This is a genomic window from Ochrobactrum sp. BTU2 (genome assembly GCF_024539785.1).
Taxonomy (GTDB): Bacteria; Pseudomonadota; Alphaproteobacteria; order Rhizobiales; family Rhizobiaceae; genus Brucella; species Brucella anthropi.
In genome coordinates this window covers 1-17,465 of record NZ_JAHWRG010000011.1, presented here as the reverse complement: position 1 = coordinate 17,465, position 17,465 = coordinate 1, and the positions used below count along the sequence as shown (strand labels likewise).

Genomic DNA, 17,465 nt, shown 5'->3' with positions numbered 1-17,465 from the left:
AGATGAGTTGGCTGCGCCCCGCACCATGTATGTGCAACGGGTCACGCGGCGTTCGCCATCACCGCTTGCAGCCCTCCGCAATCGCGATTCTGAAGTCGTAGGTGCCAACCACTCCGCCCGAGCGCCAGTTCGACGATCGCGAGACCGAGACCGCTGCCGACCGGTACTTTGTTGCGGCCGCGAAAGAAGCGTTCGGTGACGCGGGCCAACTCCTCCTCGGGGATACCGGGACCATCATCCTCGATGATCATCTGGCCCTCTTCGGCGGGGCCGGCCACACGACACCTGACGACGCCTCCGGGCGGCGAATGGTTCACAGCGTTCTCCATCAGATTCCGGGCAGCAAGAGCGAACAGATCCGGCTCGATGTCCAGCTCGATGCGGTCAAGATCAGGGGAAACCTCGACCGCAACGCCCCTGGTCGGATCTGCTAATTCGTCCGCGAGCGCTCTCAGTATACTCCCGGGCCATACCTTCCCACTACGCTCGCCCTGGTCGAGCGCCTCAACCGCCGACATATCCAGCAATTGCCGAACGAGCCGGCCGGTGCGGTCTACGCCAACCATGATCTGACGCAATGCCTGCTCGCGGATCGTGCCATCGCCGCTTGCAAGCGCGACCTGCGCCTGCGTCTTGAGGCCGGCCAACGGCGTGCGCAGTTCGTGGGCGGCAAAGGCGGTGAAGTTGCGCTCGCGTTCCCGAAGCCCGGCCACGCGTGCAAACAATCCGTTGAGCGACTGCAAGACCGGCGCAATCTCCTTCGCGGTCTGCACGTCCTCGATCGGGCTGAGGTCGGAGGCGGGTCGTGCTTCCAGGTCGCCTGCGATCTTCCTTAGCGGCTCAAGGCCGCGCCTGACGCTGAGCCAGATCAGGACAGCAAGAACCGGCAACATCAGCAGGACCGGCAGGAGAAGACCGCGGATGACGTCGTTCACCAACCCGTTACGGATACTCAGATTGTCGCCGACCAGAACGCGAACACCGCGCTCGGTATTGGTGATTGCATAAACCCGCCACCGCTCACCATTTATCACGGTTTCGGAGATCCCGTCGGTGTGCTCCGACATTGCTTGATCGGGCGCCGCATCCGATCGCCCGATCAATGTCCCCTGCAGCGACCAGATCTGGCACGAAAGCTGGCGGTCATAGGCGCTGTGGCCGCGCACCGGCAGATCGGACGTGATCGTTTGCGTCGGATCGATGGCGATCTCCTGGCTGACGATCAATGAGGAAACCATCCGGCCGGCTTCCATCAGCCGCGCGTCGAGAACCCGTTCCACCTCCGCGCGCGTGGAAAGGAAAATCCAGACGACCGCCGACAGCCAGACGAGACCGGTGGTCAGGGCGAGGATCAGGAACAGCCGTTTGGAGATCGACGGCATCACGGTTCGTCTCCGAGGCGATAGCCGATCCCACGGACGGTCTGGATCATGCCCGGTCCCAGCTTGCCGCGAAGATGATGGATGTGGACCTCGACAGCATTGCTCTCGACCTCCTCCTGCCAGCCGTAAAGCTTCTCCTCGATCTGGCTCCGCGACAGGATCCGGCCGGGATGGATCATGAGGGCATGCAAAATCGAGTATTCGCGCCGCGACAGGCGGATGGGTTCGCCTTGGTGTTCGACATTCTGGTTTGCAGGATCGAGCCGCAGGCCGCGCCATTCGATAAGCGCCTGCGGCCGGCCAGCGGCACGGCGGACGAGCGCGCGCAGCCGCGCCGCGACCTCGTCGAGGTCGAACGGCTTGCCGAGATAGTCGTCGGCCCCCGCATCCAGTCCGTGAATCCGGTCGGCGACCTGATCACGCGCAGTCAGGAGGAGGACGGGCGTGGCGTCCTGCCGTTCCCGCAGGGATTTCAGCACGTCGAGGCCGGAACCGTCGGGAAGCATCAGGTCAAGCACCAGCGCATCGAACTCATGGTTCGTGAGAGCTGCGCCGGCTTCTTCGCAGGTTTTGACCGCATCGGCGGTGAAGCCGCCAATCGAAAGGCCCACCGTCAATCCGTCTCTGAGGACGGCATCATCTTCGACTATCAGCACGCGCATGGTTATCACCCGAGGTTCCAGGTCGCATTTCTATACGAGGCTTAAGGCAGCCTTAAGGATCGAACTTGAGCGCGCTCGATATCGTTCGGGGATTGGGCGCCTGTGATGTACCTCATCTTACCTGAGCCAAGAGTCGGACGTCTTCGAGACTTGGAATCGCGCCGGCAAAAACGCCGTTCTCGCCCTGATCCTTATGGGCATCTCCAGCCCAGCGCCGAAACAAAACGCTGGCATGGCGGCAGTGTACCCGTCATTCCGGCCCTCCTGTCCATCGGGCTGTTGCTGGTCGCGGTGAAGGAACTCGCCCGGCCTGAAACGATACGCGGGTCCACTTGTCTGCCCGAGCCAGTTGGGCAATGCGCATTGGAGACGGACTCGAATCAGTTCGGCTCGCCGAGGCATCGTCCGGCTGGTGTTCAGGCGATCATCCCGTCCTGCCTGCTCAGGCGTCATTCGTGTTGACCAGGTGTTGGCCAAGCCCAAAAAGGGAAGGGCCACCCGAAGATGGCCCTTACTCAATCCTTTGATTTCCTTTAGAAATCTGAAGAGAGCGAAGGGATTCGAACCCTTGACTCCAACCTTGGCAAGATTGACGAGACCCTACGCTACACTATCCGAATTCTCTCTATCATACTAAAATAATTATATAATTTCATTTTTGCATCGCCGTCTGTATCCGTCAAATACGCTTCCATTTCTCTTTTTCCGCTGACAACTTGCTGACAAAGGCCAAGCAGTTATGCTATTGTCAGCAAAATCGTCAACCGCAGTCAGAGAGGAAGCAACATGGCCAAACTCACCAAGCGGGCACTCGAAGCCATGACCCCGCCCGAGAAGGGCAAGCAGGCATTCTTGTGGGACGGCGAACTCCGGGGTTTCGGAGTCCGCATGCTCCCCTCCGGTCTCCAGACGTTCGTGCTGAATTATCGAAACGCGGCCAACAAGGAACGGCGCATTAATCTCGGCCGTTTCGGAGTGATGACCGTTGAGCAGGCTCGCGAAAAGGCCAAGGTCAAGCTCGGCATGATCGCGGACGGAGACGATCCTGCCGATGCCGACAAGGACCCGCATCACCAGCAGACAGTCTCTGCCTTGTGTGACTGGTATCTCGCCGAGGCCGAGGCTGGCCGCATCCTCGGCCGCCGCAATCGGCCGATCAAGAAATCGACGCTCGCCATGGACAAGAGCCGCATCGAAACGCACATCAAGCCGCTCCTCGGCAGTCGCCTCGCGCATACGCTGAAGGTGGCCGATATCGAGGGGATGCAGTCGGATATCGTGGCCGGCAAGACGGCGAAGCCGCGAGGCGGAGGTCGAGGCGGCGTCACGACCGGCGGCCCCGGCGTTGCCTCCCGCGCCGTCGGAACGCTCCAGAGTATCCTTGGTCACGCCGCCCGCCTCGACAAAATCGAAAGCCATCCGAGCCGCGGCGCGCGAAAGCTCGCGGGCAAGAAGAAACAGCGGCGGTTGAGCGTGGCCGAGATCAAGAAACTCGGCGCCGCGATGCGGCACGCGGAACGCAACGGCGAAAGCCCTGTGGCCCTCGCCATCGTCCGCTTCCTGGCGCTCACAGGCTTCCGCATCTCAGAGGGACAAGGCGTGCAACGCCATTGGCTCAACGCCGGGGTCGGCTACGTGGCTTTCCCCGACACCAAGAGCGATGCGCAGATCCGTGCGATCGGCCCTTCCGCCGCGAAGATCGCTGCCAGCCAGCCGGCTCGCGGCAATAATCCGTATGTCTTCCCGTCCGATATTACCGACGGCCATTTCACGTCGGCCAAGGCCTGCCTCTTCAGGCTCTGCGCCAGCGTCGGTATTGAGGGTGTCACGCCGCACACGCTGCGCCACACCTTCGGCAGCGTCGCCGGCGATCTCGGCTTCTCCGAGCTGACGATCAGGGCACTGCTTGGCCATGCTGCTCAAAGCGTGACACAGGGCTATGTCCATATCGATGAGGCCCTGAAGCTCGCCGTCACCCGCACCTGCGAGGAAATCGCCTCCCTCCTGGATGAAGAGGACAAAGCCGTGTTTCCCGAACAGGTAGAAAGGCAGGCGGCGTGATGGCGCAGAGCACGGACCCGCACCTTGCCGGCGACGGCTCCCGTCGCCGGTCCCGCAAGGTGTGTTCGATTTCAGTTATTGCAGTTGATGACGTATATCCCTATATTGGCAGGCAAGGAGAACATGCCATGGCCAGCCAAGTCGTCCAGTTTGCCGGCCTTTCGGACCGGGATCGCAAGAATGTAACGCACCTGCCGAAACTCGGCGAGGGCGATCATGTCGAACTGCATGTCCGCCGCCGGGACGGTGCGGAGCAGACGGTTTCACTGCCGCCGGCCGCCGCCAATGCCATAGAAACCCTGCTTTCGCGGCTGCTCAGCGGCGAACGGGTGGCGGTCATTGCCGAGAATCAGGAACTGAGCCCGACCGAAGCCTCGACCATTCTCGGCATCTCTCGTCCGCTTGTCGTCCATCGCATGGACATCGGCGACCTGCCGTTCCGCTACGTCGGAAAGCATCGCCGCGCCTCGCTCAAGGACGTGCTGGCGCTGAAGGCGCAGCTCGACGTCCAGCGCAAGGCCATGCAGGATCTGGCGGCTGACGCCGAGGACCTCCATCTGCGCTATGGCATTTAGTCTCTCCGTCGCAGTCTGCGATGCCTGCATCCTCTATCCGTTCCATTTGAGAAATATCATCGTCCAGGCCAGCGTCGATCGCCTGTTCCATGCGCGCTGGACCGACACGATCCATGACGAATGGATGCGCAACCTCGTGGCCAAAACGCCGGGCCTCTCGATCGACCGGCTGGAAGCCACCAAGCGCCTCATGGACGTCGCCCTGCCGAGCGCGATGGTCGCCGGATACGAAAGGCATGTTCAGGCCGTCAGTCTCCCCGACCCGGATGATCGTCATGTCGCAGCGGCCGCCATCGAGGCCGGTGCATCGACAATCATCACCTGGAACCTGCGCGATTTTCCGGTCGGCGAGCTGCGCAAGCATGGCCTCATGCGTCAGTCGCCGGATGTTTTCCTTGCCGCTCTCTACGAGCACGTTCCGGAGCAGCTTGTCAGCTCGCTGGCGAATGCGCGGAGCAATCTCAGCCGGTCGCGTGTTTCGGCCACAGACTTCATCGGCATCCTGCGCGACCAGAAGCTCATCAGGCTGGCGGCGCAGATCGAGAAACACGTCGGCGATCTCTAGGGCGGTTTTCTCCGTTCCCTGAAACCCTGATCCACGGTTTTACGTGTTTCCGGCTTTACGCCGAAGACGACATTCCCCGGCTCGTTGCAATATCCCGGTGCACAGCCAGTCCGATTTCAGAGTGATGGTTCCGCACATATGGCCAAGAAGCCGGTCGAACGACTTGATCCGACACAATCCACGATAAAGAAACTCTTCGCCTATAGCGGAAACCAATGCGCGATCCCCGATTGCCAGGAGCGGCTTGTCGACGCAAGCGGCGCCATGCTGGGCAAGATCGCCATATCTACGCCGCCGAAAAAGGCGGGCCGCGCTTCGATTCCAAGATGAGCAACGAAGACCGCCGCAGCTTCGACAGAGGTGTTCGACGTTACCGACTCGATGAAGAGGTCGAAGGGCTGGCTACCTTCATCGACCGACTGAAGGAGCTTCCCCTTGAAGAGCGCGCCTTCGCCATCAAGCTGACGGAGCGCATGAGGCACGAGACGTCGACAATCTGCCGGCTGAAGATGTGGCGGGCGCATTCAGCCTGGGTAAGACCAAGCTACGTCAGCGTATGAACCTGCTTGAGCATCATTTGCTTGGCGATATCACCGCGGGCCATGGTTACCAGCAATATATCGTGCGTCTGTGGGACCGCGATCCCGGCAGCAATCCCTGGATTGAAATGCTGGAATTCTGCGACAGGACCGGCATCGCCATCGACAGTCTCGTCTCCGATCTTAACTTCGCGCAATATGACGCATGACGGCATCGCCTCGATGCTATCGGCGGCATGGGCTTTGATTCGGAATTGCTGGTCGAGGTTCCAAGGCTGAATTCCGGACTGTCGTTTCCACGAGTTTCCGTATCTTGGGTGGGGGAAAGCTTTCCCCCTGGCCGGCACTGCGTTGCCGGCGCACCCTCTTCAGCGGGGAGACCCCGCAACGCCCCCTTAGAGTGAGAGTGCGGGCCGGGTTTTCCGCGACGGGTTGAGGGCTGGGAGAGAGGCTTCCGGCGCCCGTCGCGGAGAACCGCGATGTCCAGATATGACCGTACCGGATCGGATCGGGCAAACCTTTACGACGAAATTACCAACAAGATCATCGCCGAGCTGGAGGCCGGACGTATTCCCTGGGTGCAGCCCTGGGGCACGTCGGCAGCGAAAGCACCGCTCGGACTGTCGAGAAACGCCAGCACCGGCCGCAGCTACAGCGGCATCAATGTTCTCATCCTCTGGGGTGCCGTCATCGAGCACGGCTTTCCCGCTCAGGGCTGGCTCACTTTCCGCCAGGCCCTTTCCCTTGGCGGAAATGTCCGCAAGGGCGAACGCGGCACGACTGTCGTCTATGCCGACCGCTTCGTCCCCGACGACGAGAAAAAGCGTGCGCGCGACGCCGGCGAGGAAGCCCACGCTATCCCCTTCCTGAAACGCTTCACCGTGTTCAACACGGCGCAATGCGAAGGATTGCCCGAGGAGATCGAGACCATCGCGCCACCTCCGCCGCCCGGCATGATCGAGCCGCGCGTTGAGGCGCTCATCAAGGCGACAGGCATCGACTTCCACATCGGCGGCAATAAGGCTTTCTACATTCCGTCGCTCGATGTGGTGCACGTACCTCCGCCCGCCGCCTATTTCGAGCCGATCAACTGGCACAGAACTGCGCTCCACGAAGTCGGTCACGCGAGCGGCCATCACAGCCGGCTCAATCGGGATTTGTCCGGTTCCTTTGGCTCAAAGCCTTATTTTTTCGAGGAATGTGTGGCCGAAATTTCGAGCGCCTTTTGCTGCGCGGCGATGGGGATCGTCCCGACCGTGAGGCATAGCGACTACATTGGCGCGTGGATCGATACGATGCGCGCAGACAATCGCGTCATCGTCCGCGCAGCCTCGCAAGCCAGCAAGGCGGCCGACTGGATCTTGTCCTTCCTGCCGGAGGACGAGCGGCCCGTCGCCGAACCGGAAACCGCCATCGACAGGAGGGCCGCGTGATGCGCTTCCGTCGCTGGCACAGACCCGAACCCTATGGAGACACGTCGCGCAAACGCGCGGCGTTCCTGCGCAAGCAGCGCCTCGAACGCGAGGCCCTGCCGCTTTTCGCCGACGACATCGCTGCCGGTCAGCACAGCGTAGACGAGGAAATGGCCCGCCGCGCCGTCTGGTGGGACGAGGCCGAACGCGAGCGCCGCAGCCAGCGGGCGGCCTGGTGGCGCAAAGGCCGTGCCCGGCTGTTCGCGTTCCCCGATCCGTTGCGCCACCGCGTCCGCGAGATCTGGCGGACTTGCCCTTATCCGGCGGACCCGGCGAGCTTTACCGATTTTCTCCATCAGATCGCGGTCGGCAAGCTCGATCCCTACAGGCCACCGTGGGTCTTCCATCAGCAGCTCGCAGTGCGGATCACCCGCAACCCGGCAACCTTCGCCGACGCCTTCCGGCAGATCGGCAGGCGCAAGGCCGCTCTTGGGCAGAACGCGACCGAAGCCGACCAACTGCTGTTCTGCGGCAATCTCGGCTCCGGCATCCTTTTTCTCGCCTCACAAGCCCGTCCGATCGATCCGGACGAAAGCCTCCACATCCTCGACGGTCACAGCCTTGGCGGTTCCAATCTCGGCCGGGCCAGTCATTGGGTCGATATCGAGGTGTGCGGCAAATGCTCCGATGCGGATTTCGCGCTGATCGAGCGGCTCGCCCAGGCCAGCGACACGCGGCCCGTCGTCGTCCGGCGCATGGTTCGCGTCACGCCCGAGGTCAGGACGGGAGGCGCGGTATGACCGAACGCTCCCTTCCGTCCGGCCATAATGGCGGGCCTCCGCTCGATGGGCCTGATGCCCGGCAGGATGGCCGATGCAAAAACTGCATCCACTGGCACGCCCCGCCCGAACGCGAGCAGCGGGACTACGAAAATTTTCGGCTCGGCCTTTCGCGCCGGCGCGTCAAACGGCCTTCCGGAACGTGCGACCGCGTGTTGCTCGTCGGCCGGACTTCGACCGTCTTCTCCGCGACGACGGCGGATTTCTGTTGCCGGAATTTCGAGGCGAAGCCGCCGATGCCACGGCCTTCAGGTGGCGGTTTCGTCACGATCTGGAAGAACGGCCGGATCGTCTGGCAGGGACCGGAGGAGAAAATCCCGCCGCGCTTCCAGCAGCAGGATCTCGATCTTGACGATCCCGATGAAACTTCGGGGCAAGGCGGCGGCCATGATCGACCGTGAGCAGTTGCGCGCGGCCCTGGCGCGCATGGAAACCAGTCTTGCGGAAACCCGCCGCAACCTCGCCCTTGCCGAGCGTGCGCTCAGCGACCGGGCCGAAGCCGAGACGATCGGCCGGCGTCCGAAGGCGCGATACTATCATCGCCGGATGAGCCGGTGGACCGGCGCCGACGAGGTAGAATACCGGCGCGTTCTCGACGGCTTTCTGCTGGTGTCAGGTCCAGATATGGACCGGCTACGGCTCAGGATCGAGCGGCAGGAGGCGGCGATCGAGGCGCTGCGCCGGAAATACGGTGTCAACGCGCAGCGGCCTGGGTGCTTCGACTGGTGACGCCGAGCCTGCCTCCCGCGCTGTAGAGGGAGAGAGAGGCTGGGGATTTCATGACGGGTTGGTAGGTCGAGAGAGAGTCTCTCGGCTGCCCGTCATGGAGTAACCCACCATGGCAAGAGCTGCCAAGAAAAAGTCCGCACCTGCAATCATTGTCTTCTCGCGGTCGCGCGACATTCCGTTCAATCGCATCCACCTCTCGGCCGACAACGTGCGGGAAGTCGACGTCGAAGCCGGCCTTGACGAACTCACCCAGGACATCGACCGCCGCGAGGACCTCGTGCAGGGTCTCAATGTCCGCGCCATCCTTGATGCTGACGGCAACGAAACCGGCGATTTCGAGACCCCGGCCGGCGGTCGCCGCTACAGGTCCGTCGCGCGGTTGGTCGAGACCGGGCGCTTCCCGGCCGATGGCCTCGTTCCCTGCATCGTCAAGAAGGCCGATGCGAAGACCAGCGCTGTCGACGACTCGCTCGCCGAGAACACCTTCCGGCGCGCGCTCCATCCGCTCGACCAGTTCAAGGCGTTCAAGCGCATGGTCGATGGCGGCATGACCAAGGCAGAAGTCGCCAGCGCCTACTTCACCACCGAGCGCTATGTCGACCAGCGCATGGCGCTCGCCAAGGTCTCGCCGGTGCTGCACGAAGCCTATGCCCAGAACAGCATGACGCTGGCGCAACTGGAGGCGTTCACCGCGAATCCGCATCACGAGCGCCAGGAGCAGGTCTGGGAGGCCCTCCAGCAGTCCCACTACCGCGAGCCCTGGCGCATCCGCAACATACTGACCGAAACCAGCGTTCCGGTTTCCGACAGGCGTGCGGCCTTCGTCGGCATCGACGCCTATATGGCAGCGGGTGGCCCGGTGCTGCCGCGCTACCTCTTCGACGATGAGGAAAACGGCTGGCTCGACGACGTGCCGCTTCTCGACCGGCTGGTTGCCGAGAAGCTGAAGACCATCGCTGACGAGATCTCGGCCGAGGGCTGGAAGTGGATCACGGTCGATATCAATCTTCCCTACGGCCACGATCACGGCCTGCGCTCGCTCGGCTTCACCTTCGCCGATCTCACCGAGGAGGAGCGGGCTGCCCGCCAGGCGCTTCGCGACGAATATGAACGGATCGAGGCCGAGCATGAAGGCGCTGACGAACTGCCCGCCGACATCGACCAGCGCCTCGGCGAGATCGAAAAGCAGCTCGAAGCTTTCGAGCGTCGTCCGGCGATCTACGATCCCGCCGACATCGCCATCGCCGGCGTTTTCGTCAGCATCGACGAGGATGGAACGCTTGCGGTCGATCGCGGCTGGGTCCGTCCGGAGGACGAGCCGGTCGAGAGCGCCGAAGGCGGAACGCCGGAGGCTGAAGCTGGCAGCGATACGGATGGTGCGGCGGCGCCTGATGTTCAGCGCGCCACCATCACCATCGATGGGCAGTCGGCCGAGCCCGAGGAAGAAGAGGACACGATCAAGCCTCTTCCCGAAAAGCTGGTGATCGAGTTGACGGCGCATCGCACCGTGGCACTGAGCGACGCCGTGGCCGCCAATCCGCATGTCGCCATGACGGCGCTGCTGCATCGGCTGGTGCGCGACCGCTTCAAGCAGTCTACCACCGGATCGACCGTGCGAGTCTCGGTCCAGGAAGTGTACTTCCGCGAGCAGGGCATCGACCTCAAGGACAGCCCCTATGCGAAGTCGGTCGCCGAGCGGCACGCGGGATGGAAGGCGGATCTTCCGACGGACGCCGATGCGCTGTGGGATTGGCTCCATGCGCTCGATGATACCAGCCGCATGGCGCTGCTGGCGCATTGCGTCTCGTTCGGCATCAACGCGCTCTATGAGCGGCCGAACCCCTTCAGCGGGACCGGCATAACGGAACAGGGTCTTCAGACCCGCATGGCGGAAGCCGACCGCCTTGCCCGCGTCACCGGCCTAGACATGGCGGAGGCAGGTTTCCGGCCGACGGCCGTCAACTATCTCGGCCGCGTCCCCAAAATCCGCATTCTCGAAGCCGTGCGCGAAGGTGCCGGTGATCGGATGGCCGACCTGATTGCCGACATGAAAAAGGCCAAAATGGTCGAGGAGGCCGAGCGCCTGCTGGCGGATACCGGCTGGCTGCCGGAGCCGCTGCGTCTTGCCGGTTCCGATGCCGATCAGGCCGTGGAACCATCGGCAGACGGCGATGGCGGTGACGAAGCGGCGCTGCCCGATTTCCTCGCAGGCGATGACGACGAGGATGCCGCGGACGACGGCGCCAGCAGTGAGGAACCCGAACATCTGGTGGCTGCCGAATAGGTCGCATCGGCGGGGTGACTCAGGTCGCCCCGCTGTCTTCCCTCCCTTGTTTCACAGCCCGGTCCCATGCCGGGCTTTTTTGTTTTGGAGAATAACGATGAAAATTCATGCCACTCTCGAATTCGACCTGGAGGACGAAAGCGGCGTCCTGATTGACGAGCGAAAGGAATATGTCTGGGCCGCAGAGGCCACCGACGATGCCATTCGTTCGCGGCTGATGGGCGCCGGATTCCTGTCCGACGACACGATGATCGGCAGCTATACGCTCGATGTCGTCGTCATCGACGGCTTCGTCGATGACGGCACGGAGGCCGGTCAGGAGGCGGTCCCGGATAGTGCCGCTCTCGCCTCCGAGGAATTCGACGGCCTGATCGACGATGCCACCCACGCGGTCAACAATCTCATCCCCGACCATGCGCTCTCCCGTCTGTCGGACGGCGAGCGCACGGCACTTCTGCACGCGATCAACGACGCGCTGACGCCGGTTCTCGGTCAGTACATTCCGATAAATCCATAAACCGCGCGGCGCTTTGAGCACATACCTTCCCGATCAACCCGGCCCGGCCATCGCGCCGGGCTTTTTCGTTTCTGGAGAAACCTCATGGCCATCCCCGACCATGCCCGCACGAACTTCAACACCCTGCTTCGCGCCGCCGGCGACGGCAATCTCGCACTCATGGAGTGCCTGGATGCCGTCACCCGCGAGCGTCGCTATGTCGTCTGCGCCGTAGGCCGCGCGGATGACGGCGATATCGTCATGACGCCGTTCGGCCATCTCGCCGACGGCAATCCTTACGATCTCTATCTGCCGCCCGATCCCGACGATCCGGCCGGTTTCATCGAGAACCCCGAAGACGGAGGTGCATCATGACGACGATCGACGAGATCTTCGCCGACGATCGCAGCAATCCTCCCGCGGAGCGTTCGCTTCCGTGGGAGGAGACGCATGGCACCGTCACCGTTGTCGTCGAGCCGAAGCCGCACTGGGCATCCGACATGAGGGCCTTCCGGCGCACGGAACAGACCTACTGCTATTATGCCGACTGGACCGAGAATGGTCGACGCGCGCGGTTCTATGGGCATATCGACACGTCCGGTGACGGACGTGATGATGAAGGCACGGACCATGCTCACGCGCGAGATCGCGGACGAACTTTGGGACTGAGAGGAAGAGTGCTGCGGGGCCGGGATGGGTTCGGACGGGCAAAGAGAGAGCGCCGTCCGGTCCTGTCCTTTTCCGCTCTCCGGAGAACCAGTTCCATGTCTACGCAAGTCGCTACTTCTCATTTTGCAACCCTCGTTCCGGATCATCGCCGCGGGAAGTTCCTGCCGACGCTGTTCGGGCATCGGCTCTTCATCGTCGCCGAGGCCGCGGTCTATACGATCATGGAGCGGCTCAGCCCCGACGACTATCGCGGCGGCTTCTGGAATTTCTACGAGCATCATGATCAGCCGCTGTTCCTCGCACCGACGTCCAGGCCACGTTACCGGATCGAAAGCGGCCTCACGGAGTTTCGTGGCGAGGTCTCGGCGGAGGCCGCCGGCATCATCGCCACGATGTTCACGCTTTCGCATCTCACCTTCCAATACGAATCCGACCTACTGGTGGAAAGCTTCCACCGCCTTCGCGACAATCTGGACGGCCATCCCGAGGCGTCCGAGATATTCCAGGCCATCGATTGAATCTCAAAAAGCGTCCTGCCGATCGGTGGGGCGCTTTTTTCATGCCGGCCACGGCCGCAATGCGAGAGCGATGAGAGGGAGAGTAGGGCCGGTTTGGCCGTGGCGGGATGAGGGTCGGGAGAGAGGCTTCCGCCGCCCGTCGCGGAGATATCGTGATGAACAGTTTCACCTTTGCGAATGCCGGCGTTCCAGTTTCGCGCGCCGTTGCCGCTCTGTTGGCCTCCCGGAAATTTCCCCTGCGCGTCACCTGCCTCGGAGAAATTGAGTATCCGGAAGACGATCCAATCTACGGTTCCTATTCCACGGTTACCACGATCGAACTGGCGCAATGCGGCTCGCTCGATGAGGCGATCGCCTTCGTCGAAGGGATTGCCCGACAGAGCCGTATCGTCACCGGCGACGACGATGCCATCGGTTTCCAGCCCCGGCTGTTTGTTGTCGTTGACGGTGAGCACCGGCAAGTGCTTGCCGGCGAGCCGTGGCAGCGCGGCATCCGATGGTGCGATCCCGTCGCCTCCGACGGCGAGGCCCGCCTTGTCGTGGCAAAGGCGAGCAAGCTGCGCGGCGAAGCCTCCCTGGAGGCCGGATGGGACAATCACAGCACCGCCCGCGTGCTTCGTTTCCGCGCCAGCGTCCTCGAAGGCCGCCTGGTTCATCCTGATTGGCGGCAGACCGTCCGGGCAGCGCTGTTCCAGGCTGCCTGACCCCGATGCCCCACCACATTCCCCGATCCAGCCCGGCCCCCGCGCCGGGCGCTTTCATTTGAGGAGTCCCCCATGCCGAAATTTGTTGTCACCGCACGCCATGATGCCCTGGTCTATTACGAAACCGTCGTCGAGGCTGCGACGCCGGAGCAGGCGCGAAGCCTCGCCAACAGCTTCATGTATGAAGGCGAATGGTTCGCTACCGGCTCTGTGTCGGAATATGACGACTTCGAAATCGACGCGGACGACGGCGTTCGCCTGCTCGAAGATGACGAGACCATCGAAGCGTTCCTGACCGTCGCGGTCACGGCCCAGGAGCGCGATGCCGTACTGGCTGGTCTCCGGCTGCTTCAGATCGCCCTTGCGCGGGGCGACATCGATCCGCCGCTCGGGAGCATCCTCACCAATGACGGCGCTCACGCCGGCCTTGATCTGACCCGGATCGACGCCCTGTGCGAACGCATCAACTGTAGGGGGCTCAAATGTACGCCACCTATCTGAGGCTCGACATCATGGTCTGGGACAGCAACCGGGCCGTCATCCGCGCCGCGCGCCGCAGGCTCGCGCGCAGCGCCCGCCGCGATCCGGCGAAGCGGGAAGCCCGCAAGCGCTTCTATCGCGAAATGCTCCGGCATCACGCCGACGCGCAGCGGCTCGTGGCCCACTTCCGCCTCTGACATAGCCGCAAGCATCCCCTCAACCTCGCCCGGCCATCGCGCCGGGCATTTGCGTTTCAGGAGCCTGATATGGCCAACTACTTCACTCATTTCTCCTGCCTGCTCGACGTCGGCACGCCCGACAATGCCGCCCGCGCGCTCGACCTTTACAACAAGCTCTCCGAGGAAGGCGCCTCGGAGGAACCGCCTTCCGAGGGCTTCCTTCTCTCGATCCAGCCCGAACATGGTGGCACTCAGCTCTGGATGCACGATGACGTCACCGGCGATCCCGAGCGTCTGATCCAGTTCGTGAAGATCTGCGCGGCCGAGTTCGGCCTGACAGGTCGTTGGGGTTTCCAGTACGCCAACACCTGCTCACGCCCGCGGATCGATGGTTTCGGCGGCGGGGCGCACGTCCTTGATCTCGCCACCGGCGAGACCGTCGCATGGACCTATACCGATGGTTGGCTCGCCCAGGTTCTCGATGAAGGTGATCCTGATGCCTGAGATCATCGAAACCCACGTCTATCGGCTGAGCGTCCCACCCAACGGTCGGGTGCTCTTGTCATGGCAGCCACGGCTATTTCCACCTCGTAGTCGGGCGTCTTTCCTCGGGACGGAGAGGGAGAGGGTTGCCGGGACGGGTTTGAGCCTGTGCGGTCGAGAGAGAGCGCTGCGCGGCTCAATCCTGTTCTGCTCTCCCGAGGTCGTTCCCATGAACATGATTTCCGCATCTGCGGCGGCTCCTGCTTCCGCGTCACTCCCGCTTGCTTCCGACACCGACACGGCCGCTTCCGTCTTCGCGGCCGCCGATCTTCTTCTTCCCCATCTCGAGCGCGGCCAGCGTGTCGATGCCGTTACGCTGCGCGCCGCAATGGAAACCGCTTTCGGAGCTTCCGATGCGGCCGGCGCCTGGGACTGGAAAACCGGCTATGACGCCTGCGAGGCCGCAACCGTCCTCTTCCTGCGCAAATACGGAAAGGCGCTTTTCCGTAAAGCCGGTTCTCCGGCTGCACGACTTTCCGCCCTGTCGAAAATCGCCAGCCTCCTGCCGACCCACACACGGCGATCCGAAGAGGCACAGACCTTCCAGCAATTCTCGACGCCGGTTCCGCTCGGCCTGGTGGCCGCGACGGCAGCGGCGATCACGCCCGCCGATCGTGTGCTGGAACCTTCGGCCGGCACCGGGCTGCTCGCCATTCTCGCCGAGATCGCCGGAGGCGCGCTTGTGCTCAACGAGCTGGCCGAGCTGCGCGCCGGCCTGCTTTCTTCCCTGTTTCCGGCCGTTTCCGTCACCCGCTTCGATGCTGCCCAGATCGACGATCATCTCGATCCCGGTCTGGTTCCTTCCATCGTGCTGATGAACCCACCATTTTCTGCCATGGCCAATGTTGAGGGTCGCATGGCCGACGCCGCCTATCGCCACGTCGCCTCGGCGCTGGCGCGTCTTGCACCCGGCGGACGACTGGTGACGATCACCGGCGCGAACTTCGCGCCTGACAATGTTGCCTGGACTCCTGCCTTTACCCGGCTGCAGGAGCGGGGTCGCGTCGTCTTCTCCGCCGCGATCGACGGCTCGGTCTATGCCAAGCACGGCACGACGATCCCGACACGGATCACCGTCATCGACAAGCTGCCCGCCGATGATCCGGCTCTCTTTCCGGCCGCTCCCGGTGTCGCGCCGGATGTTGCTACGCTGATGGGCTGGCTCGACACGCATCTGCCTGTGCGCCTGCCTGTCGATCCGTCCGTCGCGGTCCCTGTGGTCACCGCGCCCGCGCCCCGCACCGTGCGCGGCTATCTGAACCGTGCCGCTGCCGCAAGGCCGGCTCCTTCCGCGCCGCTGGCCGAGCCCGAAGCCGTGGCGCTCGAATACGAGACCGTCGACTGGCAGGCGGCCGAGGATGGCCGTATCTCCGACGCCATCTACGAGGAATACGGACTTCAGGTTATCCGTATTCCCGGCTCTACGGCGCATCCGACCAAGCTCGTGCAATCGGTGGCGATGGCGAGTGTTGCGCCGCCGAAGCCAAGCTACCGGCCACACTTACCGACCAACATTCACGGCCTGCTCTCCGACGCACAACTCGAAACCCTGATCTATGCCGGCGAGGCCCATTCCGACTATCTCGCCGGTTCGTGGACGGTGGACGAGACCTTCGATCTCGTCAGCGCGGCACCCGAAGACGCGAAGAATGCCGTGCGTTTCCGGCGTGGCTTCATGATCGGTGATGGCACTGGCGTCGGCAAGGGCCGTGAATCCGCGAGCATCATCCTCGACAACTGGATGCAGGGCCGCCGCAAGGCGGTGTGGATCTCCAAATCCGACAAGTTGATCGAAGACGCGCAAAGGGACTGGAGCGCGCTCGGTATGGAGCGCCTGCTGGTGACGCCGCTATCGCGCTTCCCGCAGGGCAAGCCGATCACGCTGCCGGAAGGCGTCCTATTTACGACCTATGCCACGCTACGCTCCGACGACCGTGGGACAAGGGTTTCGCGCGTCAAACAGATCGTCGAATGGTTGGGAAAGGACTTTGACGGAGCCATTATTTTCGACGAGGCGCACGAGATGCAGAACGCCGGTGGCGGCAAGGGAGAACGCGGCGAGGTTGCCGCATCGCAGCAGGGCCGCGCCGGCCTGCGTCTCCAGCATGCGCTTCCGAACGCCCGCGTCACCTATGTTTCCGCGACCGGCGCCACCACGGTCCACAATCTCGCCTATGCCCAGCGGCTTGGCCTCTGGGGTGGCAAGGACTTTCCCTTCTCCAACCGGGCTGAGTTCGTCACGGCGATCGAGGACGGCGGCGTTGCGGCCATGGAGGTTCTCGCCCGCGACCTTCGCGCGCTCGGCCTCTACACCGCCCGCTCGCTCTCCTTCGATGGCGTGGAATATGAGCTGGTCGAGCATGAGCTGGCGCCCGAGCAGCGTCGCATCTATGATGCCTATGCTGGCGCGTTCCAGATCATTCATAATAATCTGGACGCCGCGATGCAGGCCGCCAATATCACCGGCGACACGGGCACGCTGAACAAGCAGGCGAAATCCGCCGCCCGCAGCGCTTTCGAGTCGGCCAAGCAGAGGTTTTTCGGGCATCTGCTGACGTCGATGAAATCCCCGACACTGATCCGGTCGATCACCCGCGATCTCGAAGAAGGCCATTCGGCCGTCGTCCAGATCGTCTCGACCGGTGAGGCGCTGATGGAGCGCAGGCTGGGAGACCTGCCGACAGAGGAATGGAACGACGTCCGCGTGGACATCACTCCTCGCGAGTATGTCTTATCCCGAACTCGGGATAACACATAATATGCCGCGTCGGCATTATGCAGAGCACGGCGGGTCAAGTCTTTGATCTGCTTTTTCATTTCCTTATCTC

General features: G+C 63.0%; 19 protein-coding genes, 1 tRNA gene and 1 pseudogene. 17 read left to right on the top strand and 4 right to left on the bottom strand.

Annotated elements, in window-relative coordinates:
• Positions 1–41: 41 nt before the first annotated feature.
• The 3 genes from KWJ32_RS22355 to KWJ32_RS22345 form a co-directional block, all read right to left on the bottom strand.
• Positions 42–1,382, bottom strand: a complete 1,341-nt coding sequence (locus KWJ32_RS22355) for an ATP-binding protein (RefSeq protein ID WP_012092694.1) — start codon at positions 1,380–1,382, stop codon at positions 42–44.
• Entirely contained in the window at positions 1,382–2,044 is a 663-nt protein-coding gene (locus KWJ32_RS22350; RefSeq protein WP_012092695.1) for a response regulator transcription factor, read from the bottom strand. The genes KWJ32_RS22355 and KWJ32_RS22350 overlap by 1 nt, the downstream gene beginning before the upstream one ends.
• A 545-nt stretch (positions 2,045–2,589) precedes the next feature.
• Positions 2,590–2,659: transfer RNA gene (locus tag KWJ32_RS22345), tRNA-Gly, on the bottom strand.
• 171 nt (positions 2,660–2,830) lie between these two features.
• On the opposite strand from KWJ32_RS22345, the gene KWJ32_RS22340 reads away from it, so the two are divergent.
• From KWJ32_RS22340 to KWJ32_RS22330, 3 genes are all read left to right on the top strand, one after another.
• Positions 2,831–4,105 (top strand): integrase family protein, encoded by a 1,275-nt coding sequence (locus KWJ32_RS22340; RefSeq protein ID WP_097143145.1) that lies wholly within the window; start codon positions 2,831–2,833, stop codon positions 4,103–4,105.
• 128 nt (positions 4,106–4,233) lie between these two features.
• Positions 4,234–4,680, top strand: a complete 447-nt coding sequence (locus tag KWJ32_RS22335) for an excisionase (protein WP_097143146.1) — start codon at positions 4,234–4,236, stop codon at positions 4,678–4,680.
• Complete coding sequence (locus KWJ32_RS22330; protein WP_097143147.1) at positions 4,670–5,245, top strand: PIN domain-containing protein; 576 nt, start codon at positions 4,670–4,672, stop codon at positions 5,243–5,245. Before KWJ32_RS22335 ends, KWJ32_RS22330 begins: the two co-directional genes overlap by 11 nt.
• A gap of 200 nt (positions 5,246–5,445) precedes the next feature.
• Here the strand turns inward: KWJ32_RS22330 and KWJ32_RS22325 are convergent, their stop codons facing one another.
• Positions 5,446–5,727, bottom strand: a complete 282-nt coding sequence (locus KWJ32_RS22325; RefSeq protein ID WP_256886283.1) for a hypothetical protein — start codon at positions 5,725–5,727, stop codon at positions 5,446–5,448.
• Positions 5,728–5,756: 29 nt separating this feature from the next.
• Between KWJ32_RS22325 and KWJ32_RS22320 the strand changes: the two genes are divergently transcribed.
• The 14 genes and pseudogenes from KWJ32_RS22320 to KWJ32_RS22250 form a co-directional block, all read left to right on the top strand.
• Complete coding sequence (locus KWJ32_RS22320) at positions 5,757–5,993, top strand: hypothetical protein (RefSeq protein WP_256886282.1); 237 nt, start codon at positions 5,757–5,759, stop codon at positions 5,991–5,993.
• Between the two features lie 270 nt (positions 5,994–6,263).
• Positions 6,264–7,217 carry a zincin-like metallopeptidase domain-containing protein gene (locus KWJ32_RS22315; RefSeq protein ID WP_097143184.1) on the top strand — a complete coding sequence of 318 codons (954 nt, stop codon included), beginning with the start codon at positions 6,264–6,266 and terminating at the stop codon, positions 7,215–7,217.
• The gene (locus tag KWJ32_RS22310) at positions 7,217–7,996 is read left to right on the top strand and encodes a hypothetical protein (protein ID WP_097143183.1); all 780 of its coding nucleotides are present in this window, start codon (positions 7,217–7,219) and stop codon (positions 7,994–7,996) included. Before KWJ32_RS22315 ends, KWJ32_RS22310 begins: the two co-directional genes overlap by 1 nt.
• A complete protein-coding gene (locus KWJ32_RS22305; protein ID WP_097143182.1) occupies positions 7,993–8,436 on the top strand; it encodes a hypothetical protein in 444 nt (147 codons plus the stop codon). Before KWJ32_RS22310 ends, KWJ32_RS22305 begins: the two co-directional genes overlap by 4 nt.
• The gene (locus KWJ32_RS22300; protein WP_097143181.1) at positions 8,423–8,764 is read left to right on the top strand and encodes a hypothetical protein; all 342 of its coding nucleotides are present in this window, start codon (positions 8,423–8,425) and stop codon (positions 8,762–8,764) included. Before KWJ32_RS22305 ends, KWJ32_RS22300 begins: the two co-directional genes overlap by 14 nt.
• A gap of 109 nt (positions 8,765–8,873) precedes the next feature.
• Positions 8,874–11,048, top strand: a complete 2,175-nt coding sequence (locus tag KWJ32_RS22295) for a chromosome partitioning protein ParB (protein ID WP_097143180.1) — start codon at positions 8,874–8,876, stop codon at positions 11,046–11,048.
• A gap of 97 nt (positions 11,049–11,145) precedes the next feature.
• Positions 11,146–11,565 carry a hypothetical protein gene (locus tag KWJ32_RS22290; protein ID WP_097143179.1) on the top strand — a complete coding sequence of 140 codons (420 nt, stop codon included), beginning with the start codon at positions 11,146–11,148 and terminating at the stop codon, positions 11,563–11,565.
• 84 nt (positions 11,566–11,649) lie between these two features.
• Positions 11,650–11,919 (top strand): DUF6117 family protein, encoded by a 270-nt coding sequence (locus KWJ32_RS22285; protein ID WP_097143178.1) that lies wholly within the window; start codon positions 11,650–11,652, stop codon positions 11,917–11,919.
• A 389-nt stretch (positions 11,920–12,308) separates the two neighbouring features.
• Positions 12,309–12,731 (top strand): antirestriction protein, encoded by a 423-nt coding sequence (locus KWJ32_RS22275; protein ID WP_097143177.1) that lies wholly within the window; start codon positions 12,309–12,311, stop codon positions 12,729–12,731.
• Positions 12,732–12,886: 155 nt separating this feature from the next.
• Positions 12,887–13,435: a hypothetical protein gene (locus KWJ32_RS22270; RefSeq protein WP_097143176.1), complete on the top strand. Its 549-nt coding sequence runs from the start codon at positions 12,887–12,889 to the stop codon at positions 13,433–13,435.
• Between the two features lie 72 nt (positions 13,436–13,507).
• Entirely contained in the window at positions 13,508–13,936 is a 429-nt protein-coding gene (locus tag KWJ32_RS22265) for a hypothetical protein (RefSeq protein WP_097143175.1), read from the top strand.
• Positions 13,918–14,112 (top strand): hypothetical protein, encoded by a 195-nt coding sequence (locus KWJ32_RS22260; protein ID WP_097143174.1) that lies wholly within the window; start codon positions 13,918–13,920, stop codon positions 14,110–14,112. Before KWJ32_RS22265 ends, KWJ32_RS22260 begins: the two co-directional genes overlap by 19 nt.
• A gap of 69 nt (positions 14,113–14,181) precedes the next feature.
• The gene (locus KWJ32_RS22255; RefSeq protein WP_097143173.1) at positions 14,182–14,598 is read left to right on the top strand and encodes a hypothetical protein; all 417 of its coding nucleotides are present in this window, start codon (positions 14,182–14,184) and stop codon (positions 14,596–14,598) included.
• A gap of 208 nt (positions 14,599–14,806) precedes the next feature.
• Positions 14,807–17,371: pseudogene (locus KWJ32_RS22250) on the top strand (strawberry notch-like NTP hydrolase domain-containing protein); the annotation flags it as partial.
• Between the last annotated feature and the right edge of the window lie 94 nt (positions 17,372–17,465).

What these genes read in the sequence shown, in the direction of transcription:
- KWJ32_RS22285 (WP_097143178.1), top strand. Translation starts at nt 11,650, where the DNA reads ATGGCCATCCCCGACCATGCCCGCACGAACTTCAACACCCTGCTTCGC.
- KWJ32_RS22295 (WP_097143180.1), top strand. Translation starts at nt 8,874, where the DNA reads ATGGCAAGAGCTGCCAAGAAAAAGTCCGCACCTGCAATCATTGTCTTC.
- KWJ32_RS22315 (WP_097143184.1), top strand. Translation starts at nt 6,264, where the DNA reads ATGTCCAGATATGACCGTACCGGATCGGATCGGGCAAACCTTTACGAC.
- KWJ32_RS22350 (WP_012092695.1), bottom strand. Translation starts at nt 2,044, where the DNA reads ATGCGCGTGCTGATAGTCGAAGATGATGCCGTCCTCAGAGACGGATTG.
- KWJ32_RS22290 (WP_097143179.1), top strand. Translation starts at nt 11,146, where the DNA reads ATGAAAATTCATGCCACTCTCGAATTCGACCTGGAGGACGAAAGCGGC.
- KWJ32_RS22255 (WP_097143173.1), top strand. Translation starts at nt 14,182, where the DNA reads ATGGCCAACTACTTCACTCATTTCTCCTGCCTGCTCGACGTCGGCACG.
- KWJ32_RS22355 (WP_012092694.1), bottom strand. Translation starts at nt 1,382, where the DNA reads ATGCCGTCGATCTCCAAACGGCTGTTCCTGATCCTCGCCCTGACCACC.
- KWJ32_RS22270 (WP_097143176.1), top strand. Translation starts at nt 12,887, where the DNA reads ATGAACAGTTTCACCTTTGCGAATGCCGGCGTTCCAGTTTCGCGCGCC.
- KWJ32_RS22335 (WP_097143146.1), top strand. Translation starts at nt 4,234, where the DNA reads ATGGCCAGCCAAGTCGTCCAGTTTGCCGGCCTTTCGGACCGGGATCGC.
- KWJ32_RS22310 (WP_097143183.1), top strand. Translation starts at nt 7,217, where the DNA reads ATGCGCTTCCGTCGCTGGCACAGACCCGAACCCTATGGAGACACGTCG.
- KWJ32_RS22340 (WP_097143145.1), top strand. Translation starts at nt 2,831, where the DNA reads ATGGCCAAACTCACCAAGCGGGCACTCGAAGCCATGACCCCGCCCGAG.
- KWJ32_RS22260 (WP_097143174.1), top strand. Translation starts at nt 13,918, where the DNA reads ATGTACGCCACCTATCTGAGGCTCGACATCATGGTCTGGGACAGCAAC.
- KWJ32_RS22305 (WP_097143182.1), top strand. Translation starts at nt 7,993, where the DNA reads ATGACCGAACGCTCCCTTCCGTCCGGCCATAATGGCGGGCCTCCGCTC.
- KWJ32_RS22330 (WP_097143147.1), top strand. Translation starts at nt 4,670, where the DNA reads ATGGCATTTAGTCTCTCCGTCGCAGTCTGCGATGCCTGCATCCTCTAT.
- KWJ32_RS22275 (WP_097143177.1), top strand. Translation starts at nt 12,309, where the DNA reads ATGTCTACGCAAGTCGCTACTTCTCATTTTGCAACCCTCGTTCCGGAT.
- KWJ32_RS22265 (WP_097143175.1), top strand. Translation starts at nt 13,508, where the DNA reads ATGCCGAAATTTGTTGTCACCGCACGCCATGATGCCCTGGTCTATTAC.
- KWJ32_RS22300 (WP_097143181.1), top strand. Translation starts at nt 8,423, where the DNA reads ATGATCGACCGTGAGCAGTTGCGCGCGGCCCTGGCGCGCATGGAAACC.